Here is a 24,017-nt window from a genome sequence, read left to right as displayed (position 1 = left end):
ATGTTATTACATGACTATTGGTAATCGAGGAAAAGGCGGATTGCTCCGCCTTTCCATCACAGGCTGGCGGTCAGCTTCCGAGGATCGCGCCTTTGATCGTCGTGACGTTGTGCCGCATCATCTCCAGATAGGTCGCAGCCGGACCGTTCTTATCCGACAGGGCGTCGGAGTAGAGCTCACCGCCGACTTTCAGGCCCGTCTCGCTGGCGATCTGCTCGACCAGGCGCGGATTGGTGACGTTCTCCACGAAGATTGCCGAAGCCTTGTCTTGCCTGATCTGTTTGATCAGGGCCGCGACGTTGGAGGCTGATGCCTCGGATTCGGTGGAGACGCCCTCCGGCGCCAGGAATTTTATGCCGTATTCGTGTTCGAAATAGCCATAGGCGTCGTGGGAAGTGATGATCGTGCGCTTGTCCTCGGGGATCTCAGCTACGGCAGCCTTGATCTCCGCTTCCAGTGCCTCGAGCTGCTGGCCGTATGATTCGGCATTGGCCCGATAAGTATCACAGCCGGCTGCATCGGCGGCACAGAAGGCGTCGGCGATGTTCTTCACATAGAGTTCGGCATTGTGCACGGACTGCCATGCATGGGGATCGGACTCGCCGTGATGATGGTGCCCTTCCTCATGGCCCTCTTCCGCCGCGGCGTGTTTTTCCCCGCCCTCGGCGGCTTTATCCTGATCGTGGTGACCTTCTTCCTCGGTCTTGCGCAACACCTCGCCGCCTTTGGTCAATTCCACGATCGGCGCCTTCGTCGCGCTCGCCTCGACGAGACGCTGGAGGAAGCCCTCGAACTGGAGGCCGTTGACCAGCACCACGTCGGCCGAACCGACGGTTGCCGCGTCGGCCGGCTTTGGTTCGTAGACATGGGCGTCACCATTCGGGCCGACCAGCGTGACGATGTCGACACGATCGCCGCCGACATTCTTGGCAAAATCGGCGATGATCGAGAAACTGGCGACAACCCTAAGGTTCTCGGCAGCGGCCACCGACGGAGCGATTGGCAACGATGTTATAGCGCCTATCACGGCGGCGAGTTTTAGCGTCCTGGACATTCGATCGACTCCTTTGTTCAAGCGGTTCTGTGGGAGATGCGCCGGACGCGTGGCGAGCAGCCGCGCGCCCCGGCAGAGATAAAAGGGAATGTGGATCGTGCCCGCCGACAAATGATCGCCGGGCCGTACGATCCCATCGAGGCACGCTGTTGCGGCCCAGCGGCAGGTCTTGATGCGTCAGGTCTTGAAAGATCACACAAGCAGCCATTCGATCCATCACCGCGGGAGCCATCGAAGTCAGCCCCGCTCTTGACGATCCGTTATGTTATGTTATCACGTTCGTCAATCCAAAATGTTATACTATTACTGACGCTCGCCATTGTGCTCAAAACTGCCTGGAACACGAGGGAACAGCGGATGCCTGGACGCAACCAGCAGCTGGTACTCGACGCGCTGACGCGCTCCGAGAGGCCGATGGGGGCCTATGAACTGCTTGGACTTCTTCGCCAGGAAGGGCTCCGCTCGCCGCTACAGATCTATCGCGCTCTGGATCGGCTCGTCGAGCAGGGCCTGGTTCACCGGATCGAGAGCCTGAGCGCGTTTGCGCTCTTGCGTCCACAGCGAATGCGGCACCCTATGGGCGCGCCGCCTTTGCAATCTGCGCGAATTGCGGGCGCGCAAGTGAGGTTCATGACCCGGCATTGGAGCGGGTGCTGCGCCGGATTGCCCGACGGCAGGGCTTCCAAACCAACTCGGCCACGGTGGAGCTTTCGGGTCTGTGCGAGGCTTGCGCGCATTGAACAGACGCCAGTCTTCCGTCTACGGGCGATCCAATCGGCTCGCGCCTGACCCAGCTGAAATCCGCAATCCAACATCCGGAGACGACTATGCCGCTTGAAGCCCAGAAAATGCCCGTCACGGTTCTTACCGGCTACCTCGGCGCCGGCAAGACGACGCTGCTCAACCGCATCCTGTCCGAACAGCACGGCAAGCGGTACGCCGTGATCGTCAACGAGTTCGGCGAGATTGGCATCGACAACGACCTCATCGTCGATACCGACGAAGAAGTCTTCGAGATGAACAACGGCTGCATCTGCTGCACGGTGCGCGGCGACCTGATCCGGATCATTGAGAGCTTGATGCGGCGCAGAGACCGTTTCGACGCCATCCTGATCGAGACGACCGGCCTTGCCGATCCCGCCCCCGTCGCCCAGACCTTCTTCGTCGACCACGATGTGAGGCAGAAGACGACACTCGATGCGATCATCACCGTCGCCGATGCCAAGCATCTCCTCGGCGAGTTGGATCATGCCCACGAGGCGCAGGAGCAACTCGCCTTCGCCGATATCGTCATACTGAACAAGACCGACCTGGTGGCGCAGGCCGAACTCAAGGCAGTGGAGGCGCGCATTCGCAGGATCAACCCGACGGCTGCGATCAAGCATTCCATACGTTGCAACGTTCCACTCGACGAGGTTCTGGATCGCGGCGCGTTCGATCTGAACCGTGTCCTCGAAGTCGAGCCGGACTTTCTCGACGCGGGCCACAACCATGTGCATGACGATCACGTCACCAGCTTCTTTCTCGTCACGGAAGCTTCGATCGATCCGCGCAAGTTCTTGCCGTGGATCCAGATGATCACACAGAAATTCGGCATCGACATGCTGCGCATGAAAGGCATCCTGGCGTTCGAGGGCGATGAACACCGCTTTGTCGTTCAGGCCGTCCACATGCTGCTCGAAGGCGATCACCAGCGCCCCTGGAAAGCCCTGGAAAGCGGGGGAGAAGCGCGTCAGCCGCCTGGTATTTATCGGCCGCAACCTGCCCAAAGGCCTGACGGCTTCCTCAAATGCCGCGCCGAAATGGACACGCTGGTGGCGCTGAATGCATAGGTTCGGCAAGGCCGACGACAGCGCGCGTCTTTTATCCCGTTGCTCTGGCCGAGCGCCTTCGTCTTCGGGACGGGATTGGATATGAACCGTCTCGCGAACTCACTCGCCCCGCGGCCTTGCCCTTCCGGAGAAGACCAGACAGATCAAGGTCTGGGTTCGCAGGGCTTGCGGGCTCGATGACGATGTCGTCGTGTCCGTCACGGAGCTGGTATGCCGCAAAAATGGCTGTCCCGACATCGAAACGGTGATCGGCATATTGCGTCCCGGCGAGAAAATCGAGACGATCCGGCTTCGCAAGGCAATCGCCGATGTGACCTCGCGCGATCTGCCGCGAGGGTGAATGGATCGGACATGCGCAGAGTGTTCGGCCTCTCGACCGAAGCTGTTGCGCTTACCGAGTGTCACCGGAATGTGACCGAGATCGGGAACCATCGACGAGAGCTGGTGCTCGCCGCATCTTTCGCCGCGCCATTGCGGGCGGCCGACTTCGCCCAACTCGACTACAAGGGCCAACTCGGGAAATGACCGCCGACCGTCAGCGACTGGTCGTCCTCCTTAACCACATGACGAATGCGGCGTAGCTCGCGGCTTTTCGCTGGTTTATGACAATGATCTGTGGTTGTAGCGCGTGGCGGTCGGGCAAAAAAAATGCTCCGCTTTGCGTCTGTTTGCCCGGCTTTTCAGCCTATCTGAGGGAGTAATCGATAAAATGGCGAATGAAAACTGGCCCGTTTACGGTGAGATCACCGGCCCTGTCGTGATGATCGGCTTCGGCTCGATCGGACGGGGAACGCTGCCGCTGATCGAGCGCCATTTCAAGTTCGACAAGTCGCGCATGACGGTCATCGACCCACGCGATACCGATCGCAAGCTGCTCGACGAGCGCGACATCACCTTCATGCAGGATGCGGTGACCAGCAAGAACTACAAGAAGCTTTTGACGCCGCTGCTGACCAAAGGCGGTGGCCAGGGCTTTTGCGTCAACCTGTCGGTCGACACCGGCTCGGTGGATTTGATGCGGCTCTGTCGCAAGCTGGGTGTGCTTTACATCGACACCGTCGTCGAGCCATGGCTCGGCTTCTATTTCGACACGAAGGCCGACACTGGCAGTCGCACCAATTATGCGCTGCGCGAATCCATGATCGAAGAAAAGCGCGCGCACCCCGGCGGGGCGACCGCAATCTCCACCTGCGGCGCCAACCCAGGCATGGTCTCGTGGTTCGTCAAGCAGGCGCTGGTCAACCTCGCCACCGATCTTGGCCTCGAATTCTCCGAGCCCGCGCAGCACGATCGCGAAGCTTGGGCCAGGCTGATGAAGAAGGCCGGCGTCAAAGGTATCCACATTGCCGAGCGCGACACACAGCGCACCAAGAAGCCGAAGCCGATGAACGTGTTCTGGAATACCTGGTCGGTCGAAGGCTTCATCTCGGAAGGGCTTCAACCGGCCGAGCTCGGCTGGGGCACGCATGAGACGTGGATGCCGAAGAACGGCAAGAAGCACAAGCATGGCTCGAAGGCCGCAATCTATCTGGAGCAGCCGGGCGCCAACACGCGTGTGCGCAGCTGGTGCCCGACGCCGGGCCCGCAATATGGCTTCCTGGTGACCCACAACGAGTCGATCTCGATCGCCGACTTCTTCACCCTGCGCGGCAAGAAGGGCAAGGTCCAATATCGCCCGACCTGCCACTACGCCTACCATCCCTGCAATGACGCCGTGCTGTCGCTGCACGAAATGTTCGGCGCTGCCGGCAACGCACAACCGGTGCATCACGTGCTCGATGAAAACGAACTGGTCGACGGTGTCGACGAGCTCGGCGTGCTGCTCTACGGCCACGACAAGAACGCCTATTGGTACGGCTCGCAGCTGTCGCTGGTGGAGGCGCGCAAGCTGGCGCCTTATCAGAACGCGACGGGCATGCAGGTCACCTCGGCAGTGCTGGCGGGCATGGTCTGGGCGCTGGAAAATCCCGAGGCCGGCATCGTCGAGGCGGACGAGATGGACTACAGGCGATGCCTGGAAGTGCAGTCGCCCTATCTCGGGCCGATCAAGGGCTATTACACCGACTGGACGCCGCTCGACAACCGCCCTGGGCTGTTCCCGGAAGACCTCGACAAAAACGACCCATGGCAATTCCGCAACATCCTCGTTCGATAGTTCAACATCCTCGTTCGAAAGCAATGTCTCACTGCCTTGCAATCGTCTGGAAATCGGGCGATTGAAGGAAGGCGGCCTGGAGCGACGTGCATCCATTTGGACGCACAAAGTACGCTCTGGTGGTTCGAGTGTACGCATCGTGCTTTCCGAAAAATCGCATCGATTTTCGGGCCAATGCGAGAGGAGAGGATCTTGATCATGACGATTGCGCGCAAATTGCTTTCGGCCGGCATTGTCGCGGCCGCTGCCGCCTTGGCGGCGTGCACCACCGCCGGCCCGGGCGGGCCACCATCGGCCACGCGGAGTCCGGTCGAAGGCTCATGGATCGACGCGCAGGGCACGGGCCTGTCGACCTTCGCCGGCGGCAGCTTCAAGACCGTCGCCACCGACACCGGCCAGAAGCTTGCCGACGGCAGCTACGCCATGACCGGCGGCACCTCGGTCCAAATCCAGGGCACTTCGCTGATCCGCCAGACGCCGATCAGCTTCAACTGCTTGTTGATCTCCACCTCGCAGCTTAATTGCACCAGCGTGAGCGGGCAGAACTTTGTGCTGACGCGACGCACCTGAGCCCATACTGAATGCTTTTGCAAAGGACGGCGGCTTGAGGCCGCCGTCTTTTTGTGCCGGCAAAGCTGGGCCCGATTCCGCTTGCATCGGCTAAAACGCGATGTGAACATTGGCGAAAAGCCGGCTGTTATGTTCCAGTCGAGCAAGGGCATAAACAGGTCATCCGGGAGACGAAGATGAAGAAGACCGCCGCCATTGCCGCCCTGTCGGCGTCTACGCTTGGCCTTTCGACCGGCATGTCCTTTGCCGACTACACGCTGAACATCCTGCACATCAACGACTGGCACAGCCGCATCGAAAGCAACAACAAATATGAATCGACCTGCTCGGCCGAAGAGGAGACCAAGGGCGAGTGCATCGGCGGCGCGGCGCGGCTGATCACCGCGATCATCCAGGAGCGCAAGAAGCTGGAAGGCCAGAACGTGCTGTTGCTCAGTGCCGGCGACAATTTCCAGGGTTCGCTCTTCTACACGACCTACAAGGGCAAGACCGAAGGCGAATTCCTCAACCAGATGAAATTCGACGCCATGGCGGTCGGCAATCACGAGTTCGACGACGGCGAGGCGGCGCTGGCGCCGTTCCTGGACATGATCAAGTTTCCGGTGCTCGGCGCCAACGTGAAGGCCAACGCGCAATCCAAGCTCGGTGACCGCGTGAAACCGTCTGTTGTGATCGAGGTCGGCGGCCAGAAGATCGGCGTCGTCGGCGCGGTCACCAACGACACGCCGGAACTCACTTCGCCAGGCCCTAACGTCACGATCGAGGACGACGTCAAGTTGATCACGTCAGAGGTCGAGAAGCTGAAGGGAGAAGGCGTCAACAAGATCATCGCGGTCACCCATATCGGCTACAAGCGCGAGCGCGACGTCATCGCCAAGATCCCGGGTGTCGACGTGGTGGTCGGCGGCCACAGCCATTCGCTGCTGTCCAACACCGACCCCAAGGCTGAAGGCCCCTACCCGACGATGGTCGACAATCCGGACGGCTACAAGGTGCCGGTCGTCCAGGCGGCGTCCTTTTCGAAATATCTCGGCGAGTTCAAGGTCGTGTTCGACGACAACGGCGTCGTCAAGCAAGCCAGCGGAGACCCGATCTACCTCGACAAGTCGATCACGCCGGATTCCGCCGTGCTTGCCCGCATCAAGGAGCTTGGCGCGCCGATCGAGGCGTTGAAGAACAAGGAGGTCGCCGAGACCACGAAGGCGATCGACGGCAGCCGTGAGAACTGCCGCACCCGCGAGTGCGAGATAGGCAATCTTGTCTCCGATGCCGTCCTCGACCGCGTCAAGGACCAGGGTGTGCAGATCGTCGTCACGAATGGCGGCGGCCTGCGCGCTTCGATCGACCAGGGCACCGTCACTATGGGCGAGGTGCTGAACGTGCTGCCGTTCCAGAACACAGTGGCGACCTTCCAGATTTCCGGCAGGGATCTGGTTGCCGGGCTGGAGAACGGTCTCAGCCAGATCGAGGACGGCGCCGGACGCTTCCCGCAGGTTGCCGGCCTGAAGTATTCATTCGACAAATCGGCCGCCCCGAATGCCGGGCGCGTCAAGTCGGTCGAAGTCATGCAAGGCGGCGCGTGGACCACGATCAATCCGGATAAGGATTACCTGGTCGCCACCAACAACTTTGTGCGCCAGGGCGGCGACGGCTATAGGGTCTTCGCCGACAAGGCCAAGAACGCCTACGATTACGGTCCGGGCCTCGAACAGGTGGTCGCCGATTATCTCGGCGCGCATCGGCCCTATACGCCGAAGCTCGATGGCCGCATCACCGAAATCACGGCCGCCGCCGCCGCGGAACCGGCCGAGGCTCCCGCTCCGGCCGAGCCCGCAAAACCAGCAGAAACGGCTCCAGCCGCAGCTGCGGACACGGCGATGCCCGAACCGCCGGCGGGTTCGGACGATATAGCCACGACACCGCCAGCCGTGCCGGCGGAACCCGCCCCGGCAACGCCGGCGCCTGCCGAGCCGGCCAAGCCAGCCGAGGCGGCACCGGCGCCTGCGGCGGAACCGGCAAAGCCGGCCGAGGCAACGCCGGCCGAAAGCAGCCATGTGATCGTTGCCGGCGATACCTATTGGGACCTGGCGGAAAAGGCCTATGGCGATGGCGCCAGGTGGAAAACGATCTCCGATGCCAACAAGGACTACGAGCCGCGCCGCCTTCCCGTCGGCGCAACCTTGACCATCCCGGCCGCAAACTGAATTCTTCGGTCATCGTTGGAAAACCCGTCCGGCTAACTGGGCGGGTTTTTCTGCTTTCGCTGATAAGGTGCGGCCAGACGCTGCATTGAAAACCGGCGCGGCATCGCTAGTTTCGCGCAGTGTCCGGAGACCCGTTATGACGCTTTCCAACCCTGCCGATCGAAAAGCCGCGAAGGTCGTCGGCCCACTGCCGGCAGGACAGCCGCCGGTCGGGGCGGGCAGGATCGGCGTCATGCTGGTTAATCTCGGCACGCCCGACGGCACCGAATTCAAGCCGATGTGGCGCTATCTCAGGGAATTCCTGTCCGATCCGCGCGTCATCGAGCTCAACAAGGCGATCTGGTATCCGATCCTCTACGGGCTGGTACTCACCACGCGGCCGAAGAAGTCGGGCGCCAACTATGCGAGAATCTGGAATCGGCAGCGCAACGAGTCGCCGCTGCGCACCTACACCCGCGCTCAGAGCGAAAAGCTGACCGAGGCGCTGCGCGACCTGCCCGGCGTCAGCGTCGACTGGGCAATGCGTTACGGCAATCCTTCGACCGAGAGCGTCGCCAAAGGGCTGGTCGCGCAGGGCTGCGACCGCATTCTGACTTTTCCGCTTTATCCGCAATATTCCGCGACCACGACCGCGACCGCCAACGACCAGCTGTTTCGCGCGCTGATGAAGATGCGCCGCGCTCCGGCGATCCGCAGCGTGCCGCCCTACTATGCCGAACCGGTCTATATCGAAGCGCTCGCCGCGTCGATTGAGCGCCATCTGGCGAGCCTCGATTTCGAGCCGGAAATGGTCATCGCCTCCTATCACGGCATTCCGAAACCCTATTCCGACAAGGGTGACCCCTATCAGGCCCATTGCCTTGAGACGACCCGGCTGCTGCGGGAAAAGCTCGGCTGGGATGAGAAGAAGCTGATCACCACGTTCCAGTCGCGCTTCGGCGCGCAGGAGTGGCTGCAGCCTTACACCGACAAGATGGTCGAGAAATTGCCCGGAGAAGGCGTGAGATCGATCGCCATCGTCAATCCGGGCTTTTCTGTCGACTGCATCGAGACGCTGGACGAGATCGGCAGGGAGGCGGCCGAGACTTTCCATCATGCCGGCGGCGAAAAGTTCGCGCATATTCCCTGCCTCAACGACAGTGCCGAGGGCATGGCGGTGATCGAGGCGATGGTGCGGCGCGAACTGTCGGGTTGGGTGTGAAGCCGATACAATCGAGCGCCGCCAACCGGCTTTCTATGCACCGGTAATCCACTATCACCTGATTGTAACGTTCCTGAAACACACTTAAGTGTTTGGTGAAGTCGCTCGCGTTGAAACATTTCCGTGGCCGGCATCTGAGGGAGAGCCAAATGGATTTCAGTGGTTTCGATATCGCGCTTCTTGTTCTTGTCGCTCTTGTCGTGCTCGTGCTTTTCAAAGGCATCCGGACAATCCCGCAAGGCTACAATTACACCGTCGAACGCTTTGGCCGTTATACCAGGACATTGAGCCCCGGCCTCAACCTCATCGTGCCGTTCGTCGACCGCATCGGCTCCAAATTGAACATGATGGAGCAGGTGCTCGACGTCCCGACGCAGGAGATCATCACCCGCGACAACGCCACCGTCGCCGTCGACGGCGTCGCCTTCTACCAGGTGCTCAACGCGGCGCAGGCCGCCTACCAGGTCGCCGGGCTGGAGAACGCCATCCTCAACCTGACGATGACCAACATCCGTACCGTGATGGGGTCGATGGACCTCGACGAGCTGCTGTCGAACCGCGACGCCATCAACGAACGCCTTCTGCGCGTCGTCGACGAGGCGGCGCATCCCTGGGGCATCAAGATCACCCGCGTCGAGATCAAGGACATCAATCCACCGGCCAATCTCGTCGAATCGATGGGGCGCCAGATGATGGCCGAGCGCAACAAGCGCGCGCAGATCCTCGACGCCGAAGGCCTCAAGCAGTCGCAGATCCTGGAAGCCGAGGGCCGCAAGGAAGCCGCCTTCCGCGACGCCGAGGCGCGCGAACGCTCGGCCGAGGCCGAGGCCCGCGCCACGCAAGTGGTGTCGGAAGCGATCGCCAAGGGCGACGTGCAGGCGCTCAACTACTTCGTTGCACTGAAATACACCGAAGCACTGACCAGGATCGGCTCCGCCACAAACAGCAAGGTCGTGCTGATGCCTATGGAAGCTTCGTCATTGATCGGCACGCTCGGCGGCATCGGCGCGATTGCCAAGGAAGTCTTCGGCAGCGAGGGCACTGCCGGCACCACGCGGCAAGCTGCACGCCCGCCCGTGGTTCGTCCCAGCGAGACCTGAGGCCATGTTCGAACGCATCATTTCCGAACTCGGCCCCTGGGTTTGGATGGTTCTCGGCTTCGTCCTCCTGGTGATGGAGGTCATCGCACCGGGCATATTCATGCTGTGGATCGGCATCGCCGCGCTGCTGATCGGCGTGGTGTCCCTGCTCATCTGGGACGCGGACTTCTGGACCTGGCAGATCCAGGTTCTCGCCTTCCTGGCGATGTCGCTGGTTTCAACCTATGTCGGCAAGAGACTGGTGGGTGGGCGCGATGATGGCACCGATCAGCCACTGCTCAACCGCCGCGGCGCACAGATGATCGGCAGGATGGCCACCCTGGACGAGCCGATCAGGGACGGCCGCGGCCGCGTAAAGCTGGGCGATACGCTATGGCGCGTCTCCGGCCCCGACCTGCCGGCCGGCACGCAGGTGCGCGTGACGGGCGCGGCCGACGCCGATCTGGAACTGACGGTCGAGGCGGTCCTGGACTGATCCGACCATCTCGGCGGGCGACTTTTCAAACAGGCCTGATGTCTCTCAGAGACTGTTTCGATTCGCTCTGGCGAGCTCAGGCCGCGCCGATGCGCAGCAGATCGTGCAGATGGACAAGTCCGACCGGCCGTCTGCCTTCGACAACCATCAGGCTGGAGATGGTCGAACTGTTGATCGTCTGCAGCGCGGTCGCCACCAGCGTATCCGGTCCGGCCGTCTTCGGCTCCTTGGTCATGACCTGATCGACGCTCATCGCCAGAAGATTGCTGCCGATGTGGCGCCTGATGTCGCCGTCGGTGATGATGCCGATCAGCGCACCATCCGCAGCGGTTATCGCCACACAGCCAAACCCCTTGCGCGACAATTCGAGGATCGCTTCTTGCATTCCAGTGCCGGAAGGCACCAGCGGCAGCCTGTCGCCGACATGCATGATCTCGCGGATCTGCGTCAGATTGGCGCCAAGTTGCCCGCCGGGATGGAAGGTGCGGAAATGATCCGGCGTGAAGCCGCGCGCTTCGAGCAGCGCGATGGCCAGTGCATCGCCGATCACCAGTTGCAGCAGCGTCGATGTCGTCGGCGCCAGGCCGTGCGGGCAGGCTTCCGACGCACGCGGCAGCAAAAGCACCACATCGGCCGCCCGCGCCAGCGCCGATCGCTCTCCGGCAGTGACTGCGATCAGCGGAATCGAGAAGCGCCTGGAATAGGCGATGATGCCCTTGAGCTCGCGGCTCTCGCCCGACCACGATATGGCGATGATGGCGTCGTCCCTGGCGATCATGCCGAGGTCGCCATGATTGGCTTCGGCAGAATGGACGAAGAAAGCCGGCGTGCCGGTCGAGGCGAGCGTCGCCGCGATCTTTGAGCCGATATGGCCGCTCTTGCCGACGCCGGTGACGATGACGCGGCCAGCGATATGCGACACAATATCGACGGCGCGCGCGAACGGTTCGGTCAATCCGTTTTCGAGCGCGGCCGCCAGCGCCGCGACACCGGCCTGCTCGGTCGCTACCGTTCTAAGCGCCGAGGCGATCGAAGCCTGCCCATCGAGCCGCTTCTTGTCTGGGGATCCCGCATGCATGGCTGATGCGATTAGCGCTTTGCTGCGCGCCTGTCCAACGGAATTGCCATCCGTCAGCCGTCAAGTGGGCTTTGATCGACCGCCGCCTCAACCCGACGTTAACCATCCCCGTTTACGGTTCGGTAAGTATGGCGCGCGTGCGCCGCGCAAGCAGTGGTAGCGATGTCCGGGGCCCCGCCTGAAAAGAAAAGAAGACGAAACGGCAAGGCGGTCTGCGCCTTGCTGCTGGCGACCAGCGTCTTCGCCTTGCTGCGGCCTGCGCAGCCCTATGCCCAGGTAACCGAGCTGCGCGGCGAGGTTTCGGAATCGGCGATTCTGGACGACCAGCAGCGCAAAACCAGGCAATTGAGCATCGCCCAGGATCAGACGGCGCAGGCCGGTGCAACCACCCAGAGCACTGCGCCGACGCCCGCCTATCAGCCGGCCAGCCCGGGCGCCGTGCAGGACGACGACGCGGCACCCGCGACCGGCAGCATTTTTGATCCGCCGGAAGCAACCGACGATCCGTTTGCGGACGCCCCCGTTCCCGTCCCGCCGCGCCGGCCATCGAGCGCAACCCAGGGCGCAGCCGATCAGGACGAAGCCGCCGAGACACAGGCCGCCACCGCGGCGACGGCCCCGACGGATGACGAGGACACCGCCGAGACGGACCCAATCAATTCCCGTGCCGTGACTATCGATTCCGCCGACAGGCAGCAACTCGATCCGGGCGCCGAGCGCGCCGAAGCCATCGAAGGCCGCGACAGGAGGGCCGAGGACGATCCGTTCGCCGCCACCGGTATCAAACTCGGCTCCTTCGTGATCAGGCCGACGCTCGAGCAAGGCCTGAAGGCCTCATCGAATGCCGATTCAAGCAGCGAAGGAAAGCCGGCCCTGCTGTCGGAAACGACGCTGCGCTTCAACGCGATCTCCGACTGGCGGGAGAATTCGGCTATCGTCGACGGCTACGGGACCTTTCTCAAGACCCTATCGGGCGACGAGGTTGAGGAGGCGCGCGGCCGTGTCGAAGGCACGCTCAATGTCGACTTCGACAACGATCTGCGCGCTATCGCCAAGCTCGGTTACGAGGCGGCGCCGGAATCGGCTTCCTCGCCGGTCGTCATCGAAGGCACCGCCGAGCAGCCGGTGCGCCAGACCATTGATGGCAGCCTGGCGGTCGAGAAGGATGCCGGCAAGATGCGCTTCGCCCTGACCGGCGCAGTCGAACACGACATCTACGGCGACGCCAGGCTTTCGACGGGCGGAACGCTGTCGCAGAAAGACCGCGATTCCACGCTCTATACCGCCACCTTGCGCACCGGCTATGAGATTTCGCCCGCCATCACCCCTTTCACCGAGGTCGAAATCGGCCGCCGGGTCTATGATTTGCGGGTCGACAGCAATGGTTTCGAACGATCCTCGACGCGGCTTGGGGTTCGGGCCGGCGCCGAGCTCGACCTCGGCGAGAAGCTTGCCGGCGAGTTCTCGGCCGGCTGGCTGCGCGAGGCGATCGACGATGACCGCCTGCCGGCAATTTCGGGTGCCACGGTGAACGCCGACCTCAGATGGTCGCCGCAACGCGGCACCACGATCGGCCTCACCGGGCAGACGATCGTCGAGGGCACGACAACCGCCGACGAAAGCGGCACCATCCTTTACTCCGGCCTCCTCACCGCCGAACGGGAAATCCGTGCCAACCTGATCGGCAACGCAGCTCTCGGCGTAGACTGGCGCGACTACATCGGGTCGGACGGCCAGGATCTGACGCTGAGCGCCGAGGCCGGACTGACATGGTGGCTGAACCGATATGCCGGACTGACCACCCGCGCCAGAACTGAAAAACAGACCAGCAACATCGAGGGCCGCGACTACACCGCCCACAGCATCTTTGTCGGGGTGACGCTGCAGCCGTAAACCAAGCCGCCGCGCACCCTCGGTTCAGGCCCGAGGGCATGCTTTTGCGCGCATGCATTAGCCCGGGGGTTAGAACGCCGCGCCCCGCTGCTCTGACGGTTTCATCTCGTCGAGAAGCTTGCTGATAACGCCCGCCATGCGTCCGTTCATGTCGCTGCGCCACAGCGCGAAGGCGACGTTGGCCTCGACAAAGCCTTCCGGCGATCCGCAATCGAAGGTGCGCCCTCGGTAGTGGCAGCCATAGAAGGGCTGCTGCTTCTCCAGCTTCAGCATCGCATCGGTGAGTTGTATCTCGTTGCCGGCGCCCTTCTCCTGGCCTTCGAGTATCCCAAATATCTCCGGCTGCAGGATGTAGCGCCCGTTGATGTATAGGTTGGAGGGTGCCGTGCCGGTCTTCGGCTTTTCCACCATGCCGGTAATGCGGAAACCGTGATGCGTATCCTCGCCTCGGCCGACGATGCCGTATTTATGGGCCTCGGCGGGGTCGCATTCCTGAACCGCGACGATGTTGTTGCCGGTCTCGGCATAAAGCTCGACCATCTCCTTCATGCAGCTTTTTTCGGACTGCATGATCATATCGGGCAAAAGCAGCGCGAAGGGCTCGTCGCCGACCAGCTCGCGGGCACACCAGACGGCATGGCCAAGGCCAAGCGGCACCTGCTGGCGGGTGAAGCTGGTCTGCCCTGGCGAAGGTTGCAGCCGCTGCAGGCGGGCGAGCTCGTCGTCCTTGCCGCGTTGGGCAAGCGTGTCATAGAGTTCGAACTGAACGTCGAAATGGTCCTCGATGACCGCCTTGTTGCGTCCGGTCACGAAGATGAAATGCTCGATGCCGGCTTCGCGTGCCTCGTCGACCACATACTGGATGACAGGCCTGTCGACGACGGTCAGCATTTCCTTGGGTATGGCCTTGGTGGCCGGGAGGAAACGCGTGCCGAGGCCAGCGACCGGGAAAACTGCCTTGCGAACTCTCTTCATGCTGTCAAATATCCGCTTCTAAGGCTGTTCGGCAATCCCGCTTCAAGACATTTTCGTGCCGGAATCTGGGATTATGGAACGGCTGGTCAGAAAAAATCTGTAGTCCGTAAAGCACCAACCCGCCTTTTCGTTCCCAACGGCACCTATGGTAAACTAAATGCTAACCGGGTTAGGCGATGAATGATCTTCCTGTGATGAAGAAGGAGGAAAAGATGTCCGTTCGCGACGCCGCAAAGCGCTTCACCAGCATCGTTGCGGCCGCCAGCCTTTCGCTTGCCTTGCTGATGCCCACCGGATCGGTTTTTGCCGACACCGGTTTCCGGCAATGGGTGGCGAGCTTCCGCGCCACCGCGGTGCGGAGCGGCGTTTCCGGCGCCGTTTACGACCGCGCATTCGAGGGCATCAGCGATGCCGACCCGGTCGTGCTGGAAAAAGCGCGTTATCAACCCGAATTCACCGCGCCCGCCTGGGACTATTTCGACAACCGCGTCCATGACCAGTCGGTCGCTGTTGGCAAGCAGATGGCCAGGAAGTGGAAGCCGTGGCTGGACAGGATCGAGGCAAGATACGGCGTCGACCGTCACATCCTGCTGGCGATCTGGTCGATGGAATCGAACTACGGCGAAATCCTCAAGCGCGACGATGTCATGCGCAATGTCGTGCGTTCACTGGCAACGCTTGGCTATGCTGATTCGAGACGATCGAAGTTTGCCCGCACACAGTTGATCGCGGCGCTGAAAATCCTGCAAAGGGGCGACATCGATAAAAGCCACCTCAGTGGCTCATGGGCCGGCGCCATGGGCCATACCCAGTTCATTCCCACCAGCTACCAGGCCTATGCGGTCGACATGGACGGCGACGGCAAGCGCGACATCTGGAATTCGATTCCCGATGCATTGGCAACGGCCGCCAATCTGCTCAGGAAGAACGGCTGGCAGGCCGGCAAGACCTGGGGCTATGAAGTCAGCCTTCCCGACGGAAAGAAGTTCCCGGCCGGATCGAAGTCGTTGTCGCAATGGCAAGCGCTGGGTGTCACGCGTGCCAACGGCAAGCCGTTCAAGAGTGGGGAGAAGGCCACGCTGAAGGTGCCAGGCGGCCGTGGCGGCCCGGCTTTCCTGATGGTCAAGAATTTTTCGGTCATCAAGCGTTACAACAATGCCGACAAATATGCGGTTGCCGTTGGCCTTCTTGCCGACGAAATCGCCGGTTATGGCGGGCTTGTGCAGGACTGGAAGCGGCCTTTCACGAAGCTCTCCTTCGAGGAGAGGCAGGAGCTTCAGCAACGGCTTTCCCAGTACGGCTACTATGACGGCAAGTTCGACGGCAAGATCGGCGAGGGATCGAAAGCCGCCATCATGGCCTTCCAGGCGAAGGCTGGCTTGACCCAGGACGGACATCCGAGCATGGAAGTGCTCAAATGGCTCAGGCAGAACTAGTCTCGCATAGGGCAGACCTGGAGCATCGGACCCAAACCGGTTTTGAGGAAATCCGATGCTCAACTTAAGGTAGAGCGGCGGCACGGTTGTATCAGAGTCCGGCGCTCTTTAGGGATGGAGACGGTAATTGGTTTCGGCTGCGCGTATCCGTGTGATCCTTCGTCGCGTGCCGATCCTGATTCTGGCTATTGCCGTCCTGGCCGTCGGCGCTGCCGCCGTCTTTCACACGCCGGCCGTGGCGCAGGAAGAACAAAGGCGTGGCTGGTCGCTGCGCGACCTGTTGTTTCTGCGCCGAAGCGAGCGGGTGGAGCCGCCGCGACTGATTGAGCCGCGACGGATTCAGAGGATCGGGCCACGCAAGCCAAAAGTCAGAAAGTCGCGTGCCGCGCCGCGCCGGCCGGCTGAGCCGGCAGCCCCCATTGTCCAGAAGGCGCCGGATGCCCGCACCGTTCTGGTGGTCGGCGATTTCATGGCGACCGGCCTCGCCGAGGGTCTCGACACCGCCTTTGCCGAAAACAACAAGGTCAGGATCGTCGTCCGCAGCAATGGTTCGTCCGGTTTTGTGCGTGACGATTTCTACAACTGGCCCGAACAGATCAAGTCGCTGATCGAGACCGAAAAGCCCGCGGCCGTGATCGTCATGCTGGGTTCCAACGATCGGCAGCAGATGCGCGTGAACGGTGAACGCGAACAGCCACGGACCGAAGCGTGGACCGAGGAATACGAACGCCGTACCGATGCGTTCGGCAAGGCCATTGCATCGGCCAAGGTGCCGTATCTGTGGGTCGGCATGCCGGCCTTCAAGGCGCCGAAGATGACCTCCGACATGCTGGCTTTCAACGACATCTACCGCTCGACGGCCGAGAGCCACGGCGGCGAATTCGTCGACATCTGGGACGGTTTCGTCGACGAGGAAGGCGCCTTTGTCACCAGCGGGCCTGACATCAACGGCCAGCCGGTGCGCCTGCGCACCGACGACGGCATCCGTGTGTCGAAAGCCGGCAAACGCAAGCTCGCCTTCTATGCCGAAAAACCCTTGCTGAAGATCCTTGGAATGACCTCGCCTCCGGGCACACTGGCAGCTTATGCGCCAGCCGGCGCTCCGGTCGGGGCGCCGGCGCCGACACCCATGGCCGTCGATCGCACCGTGCCGATGCTGCTCAGCGATCCGGCACTCGACGGCGGTACGGAACTTCTCGGCGCCGCAGCGCCGGCAAAGGCGGACGGGCTTGGCGAAAAACTCTTCGTCGAGGGCAAGGTATCAGCTGCTTCGCCCGGCCGCGCCGACGATTTTTCCTGGCCGCCAAGGAAGCGGCCTGCGGCGGCGGCCGTGCCCGAAACGACCACGGCGATCACTCCCTAACGCGCGTCGCTGTGACCGGCCCCATGCGACGCGCTTCAGGTTGTTTTTTAAGCATGTCGTTATCGCAAACCGCTGCACACTTTTGCGCGACATGCATTAAACCTGCTCCGGGCACCGGAAGCGCAGAAAACGCCCTCAGATGGCCGCGGGAGTAGCGTTTCCGAACGGTCTCAGCGCGGCAGCACGCTCGATCCCATCAGCGCCTCGTCGATCGAACGCGCTGCCTGACGGCCCTCGCGGATCGCCCAGACGACCAGCGATTGACCGCGGCGCACATCGCCCGCCGCATAGAGCTTTTCGACGCTGGTCTTGTAGTCGCGATCATTGGCCTCGACGTTGTTCGAGCGGCGGCTGTCGATGGCGATCTTCATCTGGCCAGCCAGTTCCGACACCGGCCCGACGGCGGCCGGCCCGGCAAAGCCGATAGCGATGAAGGCGAGATCCGCACGGATGACGAATTCCGTGCCGGCGATCGGCTTGCGCTTTTCATCGACCTCGCAGCATTTGACGCCGGTCAACGCGCCGTCCTCGCCGATGAATTCGAGCGTCGCCACCTGGAACTCGCGCTCGGCGCCTTCCGCCTGCGAGGACGAGGTGCGCATCTTCGTCGCCCAGTAGGGCCAGACCGAAAGCTTGTCCTCCTTTTCCGGCGGCTGCGGCCGGATGTCGAGCTGGGTGACACGCACGGCGCCCTGGCGGAAGGCAGTGCCGACGCAGTCGGACGCGGTGTCGCCGCCGCCGACGACGACGACATGCTGGCCGCCGGCGACGATCGGCGGCGAGGGCCACGCCACCGACTGGATCGGCTCGCCGCCGATGCGCTTGTTCTGCTGCACCAGGTAAGGCATCGCGTCATGCACGCCGTCGAGATCGTCGCCGGGAATGTTGGCCGGGCGCGGCGTTTCCGAACCGCCGCAATAGAGCACCGCATCATATTCTGCGAGCAGCTCCGCCACCGGCTTGTCGACGCCGACATTGATCCCGCAATGAAAACTCACGCCCTCGCCTTGCATCTGCTCGATGCGCCGGTCGATATAGTGCTTCTCGATTTTGAAGTCGGGGATGCCGTAGCGCATCAGCCCGCCCGGCCGGCTCTCGCGCTCGTAGACGTGAACGTCGTGGCCGGCGCGGCCAAGCTGCTGGGCGGCCGCCATGCCGGCCGGCCCCGAGCCAATGATTGCGACGCGCCTGCCGGTCTTCCTTTCCGGCGGATAGGGCCGGATATGACCGGTTTCATAGGCCTTGTCGGCGATCGCCTGCTCGATCGTCTTGATGGCGACCGGAATGTCCTCGAGGTTCAGCGTGCAGGCTTCCTCGCAAGGTGCCGGACAGATGCGGCCGGTGAATTCCGGGAAGTTATTGGTCGAATGCAGGTTGCGGATCGCATTGGCCCAGTCGCCATTGTAGACGAGATCGTTCCAGTCCGGGATCTGGTTGTGGACCGGGCAGCCGGTCGGCCCGTGACAGTACGGAATGCCGCAATCCATGCAGCGCGCGGCCTGTTTCTCGACCTCCTTGTCCGACATCGGCAGCGTGAACTCGCGAAAATGCCGGATGCGGTCGGAAGCCGGCTGGTACTTGTGCACCTGCCGGTCGATCTCGAGAAACCCTGTTACCTTGCCCATAGTCCAGTCCCTGCTGTCCAGATGGCGCGCTCGACGACGCACCCGTTAACCTCATAAGGCAGCCATGGCAACCTTCAGTCCGAGGCCAGGATTGTTGATGAAGGCGCCGCCCGGGAAGCTTTGCTTCCCGGCAATCCCAATACCTATTCCGCCGCAACGCCCATGCGCATGCGTTCCATTTCGATCAGCGCGCGGCGGTATTCGACCGGCATGATCTTCCGGAATTTCGGCCGGAAAGTCGCCCAGTTGTCGAGGATCTCGCGGCCGCGCACCGAACCCGTGTAATGGACGTGGTTCGAGATCAGCTGATAGAGCCGCTCCTCATCATGGCTGGTCATGTCGCCGGACACGTCGACGCGGCCTTTGTGGTCGAGATCGCCGCCATGATGGAGCAGTTTCTCCATCAGGTCGTCTTCTTCGGGAACGGGTTCCAGTTCGACCATCGCCATGTTGCAGCGCTCGGCGAAATCACCCACCTCGTCGAGCACATAGGCGACGCCGCCCGACATGCCGGCGGCAAAGTTGCGGCCGGTCTGCCCGATGACGACGACAATGCCGCCGGTCATGTACTCGCAGCCATGGTCGCCAACGCCTTCGACGACGGCGGCGACGCCCGAATTGCGAACCGCAAAACGCTCGCCGGCGACGCCGCAGAAATAGGCCTCGCCCTCGGTCGCGCCGTAGAGCACCGTGTTGCCGACGATGATCGACTCCGCGGCGACGATCTTCGTGTTCTCCGGCGGGCGGATGACGATGCGGCCGCCCGACAGGCCCTTGCCGACGTAGTCATTGGCCGCACCGACCAGCTCGAACGAAACCCCACGCGCCAGGAAGGCGCCGAAGGACTGGCCGGCGGTGCCGGTGAGCTTCACCGAGATCGTGTCCTCGCGCAGGCCCTTGTGCTTGAAGCGCTTTGCCACTTCGCCCGACAGCATGGCGCCGGTCGAACGGTCGACATTGCGGATCGGCAGCTCGATGCTGACCGGCTGCCTGGCGTCCAGCGCCGGCTTGGCCAACTCGATCAGCTTGCGGTCGAGCACGTCGTCGATCGGATGCTTCTGCCGCTCGGTCCAGTGCACCGCCTCATGCGGCGCATCCGGCTTGAAGAACATCTTGCTGAAATCGAGCCCGCGTGCCTTCCAGTGCTGGATCAGCCCCCGCTTTTCCAAGAGGTCGGTGTCGCCGATGATCTGGTCGAGGTGGGTGTAGCCCATCTCGGCGAGCAGCGCCCGGACCTCTTCCGCCACATAAAAGAAGAAGTTGATGACATGTTCCGGCGTGCCCTTGAAGCGCTTGCGCAACACCGGATCCTGCGTCGCGACGCCGACCGGGCAGGTGTTGAGATGGCACTTGCGCATCATGATGCAGCCGGCCGCGATCAGCGGCGCGGTCGAGAAGCCGAATTCGTCGGCGCCAAGCAGCGCGCCGATGACGACGTCGCGGCCGGTGCGCAGGCCGCCATCGACCTGCAGCGCGACGCGCGACCTGAGGCCGTTGAGCACCAGCGTCTGGTGCGTCTCGGCAAGGCCCATCTCCCACGGGCTGCCGGCGTGCTTGAGCGAGGTCAGCGGCGATGCGCCGGTGCCGCCGTCATAGCCGGAAATGGTGATGTGGTCGGCGCGCGCCTTGGCGACGCCGGCCGCAACCGTGCCGACACCGACTTCCGAGACCAGCTTGACCGAGACATCAGCCGCCGGGTTGACGTTCTTGAGGTCGTAGATGAGCTGCGCCAGATCCTCGATCGAGTAGATGTCGTGATGCGGCGGCGGCGAGATCAGGCCGACGCCGGGCGTCGAATGCCTGACCTTGGCAATGGTGGCATCGACCTTGTGACCGGGCAGCTGACCGCCCTCGCCGGGCTTCGCGCCTTGCGCGACCTTGATCTGCATCACATCGGAGTTCACCAGATACTCCGCCGTCACGCCGAAACGCCCGGAAGCGACCTGCTTGATCGCCGAACGCTCGGGGTTCTTGCCGCCGTCCGGCAGCGGCAGGTAACGGTCGGCCTCTTCGCCGCCCTCGCCGGTGTTCGACTTGCCGCCGATCGTGTTCATGGCGCGCGCCAGCGTGGTGTGCGCTTCCCTGGAGATCGAGCCGAAGGACATCGCCCCGGTCGAGAACCGCTTGACGATATCGGCAGCCGACATGACCTCGTCGAGCGCGACCTTCTTGCGTCCGGTTTCTTCGGCCAGCCTGATCTTGAACAGGCCGCGAATGCTCTGCGCCCGCGCCGTCTCGCTGTCGATCTGAGCGGAATAGTCCTTGAACGTCTGCCACGATCCCTGGCGCACGGCGTGCTGCAGGGTGGCCACCGCATCGGGCGACCAGATATGCGCTTCGCCGCGCATGCGGAACATGTATTCGCCGCCGACCTCGAGGCTGTTGCGCAGCACCGGGTCGTTGCCGAAGCCGTCGGCGTGGCGGCTGACCGTTTCGGCCGCGATCTCTTCCAGCCCGACGCCTTCGATCAGCGTCGCGGTGCCGGTAAAATATTTTTGCACGAAATCGGTCTTCAGCCCGATGGCGTCGAAGATCTGCGCGCCGCAATAGGACTGGTAGGTCGAGATGCCCATCTTCGACATCACCTTGAGAATGCCCTTGCCGATCGACTTGATGTAGCGGGAGACGACCTCATTGGCGTCGACTTCGGCCGGCAGCTCGCCGCGCTTATGCATGTCGAGCAGCGTGTCGAAGGCGAGATAGGGATTGATCGCCTCGGCGCCATAGCCCGCAAGGCAGCAGAAATGATGCACCTCGCGCGGTTCGCCGGACTCGACCACCAGCCCCACCGACGTGCGCAATCCCTTGCGGATCAAATGATGGTGGACCGCCGCCGTCGCCAGCAATGCCGGGATGGCGATGCGGTCCGGCCCGAGCTGACGGTCGGACAGGATGATGATGTTATAGCCGCCGGCGACCGCCGCCTCGGCGCGCTCGCACAGCCGGTCGATGGCGCCCTGCATGCCGGCCGCGCCTTCGTTCGAAGCATAGGTGATGTCGATCGTCTTGGTGTCGAAACGGTCCTCGGTGTGACCGATGGAGCGGATCTTCTCAAGATCGCCATTGGTCAGGATCGGCTGGCGCACTTCGAGCCGCTTGCGACGCGAATTGCCGACGAGGTCGAAGATGTTCGGCCTCGGCCCGATGAACGACACCAGGCTCATCACCAGTTCCTCGCGGATCGGGTCGATAGGCGGGTTGGTGACCTGGGCGAAGTTCTGCTTGAAATAGGTGTAGAGCAGCTTCGATCTGTCCGACATCGCCGAAATCGGCGTGTCGGTGCCCATCGAGCCGACCGCTTCCTGGCCGGTGGTCGCCATCGGCGACATCAGCAGCTTGGTGTCTTCCTGGGTAAAGCCGAACGCCTGCTGACGATCGAGCAGGCTGACGTCCCTGCGCAGCGCCCGCGGCTCGACCCGCTTCAGGTCTTCGAGGATGAGCTGGGTGTTGGCGAGCCAGCTCTTGTAGGGATGCCTGGTCGCGATCTCCGACTTGATCTCCTCGTCGGAAACGATGCGGCCCTTCTCCAGGTCGATCAGCAGCATGCGGCCGGGCTGCAGCCGCCACTTCTTGACGATCCTTTCCTCCGTCACCGGCAGCACGCCGGCTTCCGAGGCCATGATGACGCGATCGTCGTCGGTGACGATATAGCGCGCCGGGCGCAGCCCGTTGCGGTCGAGCGTGGCGCCGATCTGGCGGCCGTCGGTGAAGGCCACCGCCGCCGGCCCGTCCCACGGCTCCATCAGGGCGGCGTGGTATTCATAAAAGGCCTTGCGATCTTGATCCATCAGCTTGTTGCCGGCCCAGGCCTCAGGGATCAGCATCATCATTGCGTGAGCGAGCGAGTAGCCGCCCTGCGTCAGGAATTCGAGCGCATTGTCGAAACAGGCGGTGTCCGACTGCCCCTCATAGGAGATCGGCCACAGCTTGGAGATGTCGTTGCCGAACAGTTCGGAATCGACCGAGGCCTGCCGCGCCGCCATCCAGTTGACGTTGCCGCGCAGCGTGTTGATCTCGCCATTGTGGGCGACCATGCGATAGGGATGCGCCAGCTTCCACGACGGGAAGGTGTTGGTCGAGAAACGCTGGTGGACGAGGATCAGCGCCGTCTCGAAACGCGGATCGGTCAGATCCTTGTAATAGGCGCCGACCTGATAGGCCAGGAACATGCCCTTGTAGACGATGGTCCGCGATGACATCGACACGACGTAGAAGCCATTGTCGACGCCCTTGGTCTCTTCGTGGATACGACCGGAAATGACCTTGCGCAGGATGTAGAGCCGCCGTTCGTAATCGTCGTCGCTCTCGATCTCGGCGCCACGACCCAAAAACACCTGCCGCTGGACCGGTTCGGAAGCAGCGATATCAGGCGCCTTGGACAGCGATGAATTGTCGACCGGCACGTCGCGAAAGCCGAGCAGCGGCTGGCCTTCGAGCTGCGCAACTTCGGCGATGATGCCTTCGATATGCGCCTGAAGCTCAGGATCGCGCGGCATGAACACATGGCCGACGGCGTAATGGCCGAGCTTGGGCAGTTCGACGCCCTGGCTGGCCATCTCCTCGCGGAAGAAGCGGTCGGGAAGCTGCACCAGCACGCCGGCGCCGTCGCCCATCAGCGGGTCGGCGCCGACGGCGCCGCGATGCGTCAGATTTTCGAGCACCGCAAGGCCGTCCATGACGATCTGATGCGACTTCACGCCCTTCATATTGACGATGAAGCCGACGCCGCAGGCATCGTGCTCGTTGCGCGGATCGTAAAGGCCGTGGGCGGCGAACCCGGTATGGGTCCGCCCGAACTTAGACAGGCCAGTGGCGATGGACGGATTTTTGACGGCTGGCGCTTTCGTCTGCGCGGCCGGGCCGTTTGTCGCAGATGGCGTCACTTCCGTCATCGTCCTGTCCTCCATGCCAGCCCTTCGGGCGCTGGTTTGCGTTGGGAAGCACATGAGCTTCCCTCTCATCCTTGCGGCACGTCTTGCGAAATCCTTGCAGAACCAGGCGGCCTGGTTCGCATCCGGCAATCGTACAGGCCAGAGCCGGGCTGTCTACCTGTCGC

17 protein-coding genes and 1 pseudogene are annotated in these 24,017 nt (G+C 62.6%); 13 read left to right on the top strand and 5 right to left on the bottom strand.

The window, feature by feature from the left end:
• Nucleotides 1-70: 70 nt before the first annotated feature.
• Nucleotides 71-1,054 carry a zinc ABC transporter substrate-binding protein AztC gene (aztC, locus tag AC0L2M_RS22240; RefSeq protein WP_128170932.1) on the bottom strand — a complete coding sequence of 328 codons (984 nt, stop codon included), beginning with the start codon at nucleotides 1,052-1,054 and terminating at the stop codon, nucleotides 71-73.
• A gap of 596 nt (nucleotides 1,055-1,650) precedes the next feature.
• Between aztC and AC0L2M_RS22235 the strand changes: the two genes are divergently transcribed.
• The 10 genes and pseudogenes from AC0L2M_RS22235 (at nucleotide 1,651) to AC0L2M_RS22190 (ending at nucleotide 10,591) form a co-directional block, all read left to right on the top strand.
• Nucleotides 1,651-1,794, top strand: coding sequence for a transcriptional repressor (locus tag AC0L2M_RS22235; protein WP_473535955.1), 144 nt, complete (start codon nucleotides 1,651-1,653; stop codon nucleotides 1,792-1,794).
• Between the two features lie 87 nt (nucleotides 1,795-1,881).
• Nucleotides 1,882-2,878 (top strand): annotated as a pseudogene (locus AC0L2M_RS22230) (CobW family GTP-binding protein).
• A 198-nt stretch (nucleotides 2,879-3,076) separates the two neighbouring features.
• Nucleotides 3,077-3,226 (top strand): hypothetical protein, encoded by a 150-nt coding sequence (locus AC0L2M_RS22225; protein ID WP_473535904.1) that lies wholly within the window; start codon nucleotides 3,077-3,079, stop codon nucleotides 3,224-3,226.
• Between the two features lie 11 nt (nucleotides 3,227-3,237).
• Nucleotides 3,238-3,411: a hypothetical protein gene (locus tag AC0L2M_RS22220; protein ID WP_287227824.1), complete on the top strand. Its 174-nt coding sequence runs from the start codon at nucleotides 3,238-3,240 to the stop codon at nucleotides 3,409-3,411.
• Nucleotides 3,412-3,595: 184 nt separating this feature from the next.
• Nucleotides 3,596-5,041 (top strand): homospermidine synthase, encoded by a 1,446-nt coding sequence (locus AC0L2M_RS22215; protein ID WP_128247073.1) that lies wholly within the window; start codon nucleotides 3,596-3,598, stop codon nucleotides 5,039-5,041.
• Between the two features lie 198 nt (nucleotides 5,042-5,239).
• Nucleotides 5,240-5,611: an outer membrane lipoprotein Omp10 gene (omp10, locus tag AC0L2M_RS22210; protein WP_128170933.1), complete on the top strand. Its 372-nt coding sequence runs from the start codon at nucleotides 5,240-5,242 to the stop codon at nucleotides 5,609-5,611.
• Nucleotides 5,612-5,787: 176 nt separating this feature from the next.
• On the top strand, nucleotides 5,788-7,815 hold the full coding sequence (locus AC0L2M_RS22205) for a 5'-nucleotidase C-terminal domain-containing protein (RefSeq protein WP_473535903.1): 2,028 nt from the start codon (nucleotides 5,788-5,790) through the stop codon (nucleotides 7,813-7,815).
• Between the two features lie 136 nt (nucleotides 7,816-7,951).
• Complete coding sequence (hemH, locus tag AC0L2M_RS22200; RefSeq protein WP_128170928.1) at nucleotides 7,952-9,016, top strand: ferrochelatase; 1,065 nt, start codon at nucleotides 7,952-7,954, stop codon at nucleotides 9,014-9,016.
• A 149-nt stretch (nucleotides 9,017-9,165) separates the two neighbouring features.
• Nucleotides 9,166-10,116, top strand: a complete 951-nt coding sequence (locus tag AC0L2M_RS22195) for an SPFH domain-containing protein (protein WP_027153246.1) — start codon at nucleotides 9,166-9,168, stop codon at nucleotides 10,114-10,116.
• Between the two features lie 4 nt (nucleotides 10,117-10,120).
• On the top strand, nucleotides 10,121-10,591 hold the full coding sequence (locus AC0L2M_RS22190) for an NfeD family protein (protein ID WP_128170927.1): 471 nt from the start codon (nucleotides 10,121-10,123) through the stop codon (nucleotides 10,589-10,591).
• A 76-nt stretch (nucleotides 10,592-10,667) separates the two neighbouring features.
• Here AC0L2M_RS22190 and AC0L2M_RS22185 read toward each other — a convergent pair whose 3' ends face one another.
• Nucleotides 10,668-11,669 carry a KpsF/GutQ family sugar-phosphate isomerase gene (locus tag AC0L2M_RS22185; protein WP_023798068.1) on the bottom strand — a complete coding sequence of 334 codons (1,002 nt, stop codon included), beginning with the start codon at nucleotides 11,667-11,669 and terminating at the stop codon, nucleotides 10,668-10,670.
• A 162-nt stretch (nucleotides 11,670-11,831) separates the two neighbouring features.
• On the opposite strand from AC0L2M_RS22185, the gene AC0L2M_RS22180 reads away from it, so the two are divergent.
• Nucleotides 11,832-13,562, top strand: coding sequence for an outer membrane beta-barrel protein (locus AC0L2M_RS22180; protein ID WP_128247071.1), 1,731 nt, complete (start codon nucleotides 11,832-11,834; stop codon nucleotides 13,560-13,562).
• A 69-nt stretch (nucleotides 13,563-13,631) separates the two neighbouring features.
• Here the strand turns inward: AC0L2M_RS22180 and galU are convergent, their stop codons facing one another.
• The gene (gene galU / locus AC0L2M_RS22175; protein ID WP_023798070.1) at nucleotides 13,632-14,537 is read right to left on the bottom strand and encodes a UTP--glucose-1-phosphate uridylyltransferase GalU; all 906 of its coding nucleotides are present in this window, start codon (nucleotides 14,535-14,537) and stop codon (nucleotides 13,632-13,634) included.
• Between the two features lie 212 nt (nucleotides 14,538-14,749).
• On the opposite strand from galU, the gene AC0L2M_RS22170 reads away from it, so the two are divergent.
• Together AC0L2M_RS22170 and AC0L2M_RS22165 are read left to right on the top strand one after the other, a co-directional pair.
• On the top strand, nucleotides 14,750-15,973 hold the full coding sequence (locus tag AC0L2M_RS22170) for a lytic murein transglycosylase (protein ID WP_473535902.1): 1,224 nt from the start codon (nucleotides 14,750-14,752) through the stop codon (nucleotides 15,971-15,973).
• Nucleotides 15,974-16,100: 127 nt separating this feature from the next.
• Nucleotides 16,101-17,336 (top strand): SGNH/GDSL hydrolase family protein, encoded by a 1,236-nt coding sequence (locus tag AC0L2M_RS22165; RefSeq protein WP_473535901.1) that lies wholly within the window; start codon nucleotides 16,101-16,103, stop codon nucleotides 17,334-17,336.
• Nucleotides 17,337-17,506: 170 nt separating this feature from the next.
• On the opposite strand, the gene AC0L2M_RS22160 is transcribed toward AC0L2M_RS22165, so the two are convergent.
• A complete protein-coding gene (locus AC0L2M_RS22160) occupies nucleotides 17,507-18,961 on the bottom strand; it encodes a glutamate synthase subunit beta (RefSeq protein ID WP_473535900.1) in 1,455 nt (484 codons plus the stop codon).
• Nucleotides 18,962-19,104: 143 nt separating this feature from the next.
• Entirely contained in the window at nucleotides 19,105-23,853 is a 4,749-nt protein-coding gene (gene gltB, locus AC0L2M_RS22155) for a glutamate synthase large subunit (protein WP_473535899.1), read from the bottom strand.
• Nucleotides 23,854-24,017 lie beyond the last annotated feature (164 nt).

The sequence above is a fragment of the Mesorhizobium sp. WSM4806 genome, assembly GCF_055811635.1.
This window is presented reverse-complemented; position numbering and strand designations above follow the sequence as displayed.

Coding starts and splice junctions, on each gene's coding strand:
- aztC (WP_128170932.1), bottom strand. CDS start 1,054: ATGTCCAGGACGCTAAAACTCGCCGCCGTGATAGGCGCTATAACATCG.
- AC0L2M_RS22220 (WP_287227824.1), top strand. CDS start 3,238: ATGCGCAGAGTGTTCGGCCTCTCGACCGAAGCTGTTGCGCTTACCGAG.
- AC0L2M_RS22215 (WP_128247073.1), top strand. CDS start 3,596: ATGGCGAATGAAAACTGGCCCGTTTACGGTGAGATCACCGGCCCTGTC.
- omp10 (WP_128170933.1), top strand. CDS start 5,240: ATGACGATTGCGCGCAAATTGCTTTCGGCCGGCATTGTCGCGGCCGCT.
- AC0L2M_RS22205 (WP_473535903.1), top strand. CDS start 5,788: ATGAAGAAGACCGCCGCCATTGCCGCCCTGTCGGCGTCTACGCTTGGC.
- hemH (WP_128170928.1), top strand. CDS start 7,952: ATGACGCTTTCCAACCCTGCCGATCGAAAAGCCGCGAAGGTCGTCGGC.
- AC0L2M_RS22195 (WP_027153246.1), top strand. CDS start 9,166: ATGGATTTCAGTGGTTTCGATATCGCGCTTCTTGTTCTTGTCGCTCTT.
- AC0L2M_RS22190 (WP_128170927.1), top strand. CDS start 10,121: ATGTTCGAACGCATCATTTCCGAACTCGGCCCCTGGGTTTGGATGGTT.
- AC0L2M_RS22185 (WP_023798068.1), bottom strand. CDS start 11,669: ATGCATGCGGGATCCCCAGACAAGAAGCGGCTCGATGGGCAGGCTTCG.
- AC0L2M_RS22180 (WP_128247071.1), top strand. CDS start 11,832: ATGTCCGGGGCCCCGCCTGAAAAGAAAAGAAGACGAAACGGCAAGGCG.
- galU (WP_023798070.1), bottom strand. CDS start 14,537: ATGAAGAGAGTTCGCAAGGCAGTTTTCCCGGTCGCTGGCCTCGGCACG.
- AC0L2M_RS22170 (WP_473535902.1), top strand. CDS start 14,750: ATGTCCGTTCGCGACGCCGCAAAGCGCTTCACCAGCATCGTTGCGGCC.
- AC0L2M_RS22160 (WP_473535900.1), bottom strand. CDS start 18,961: ATGGGCAAGGTAACAGGGTTTCTCGAGATCGACCGGCAGGTGCACAAG.
- gltB (WP_473535899.1), bottom strand. CDS start 23,853: ATGACGGAAGTGACGCCATCTGCGACAAACGGCCCGGCCGCGCAGACG.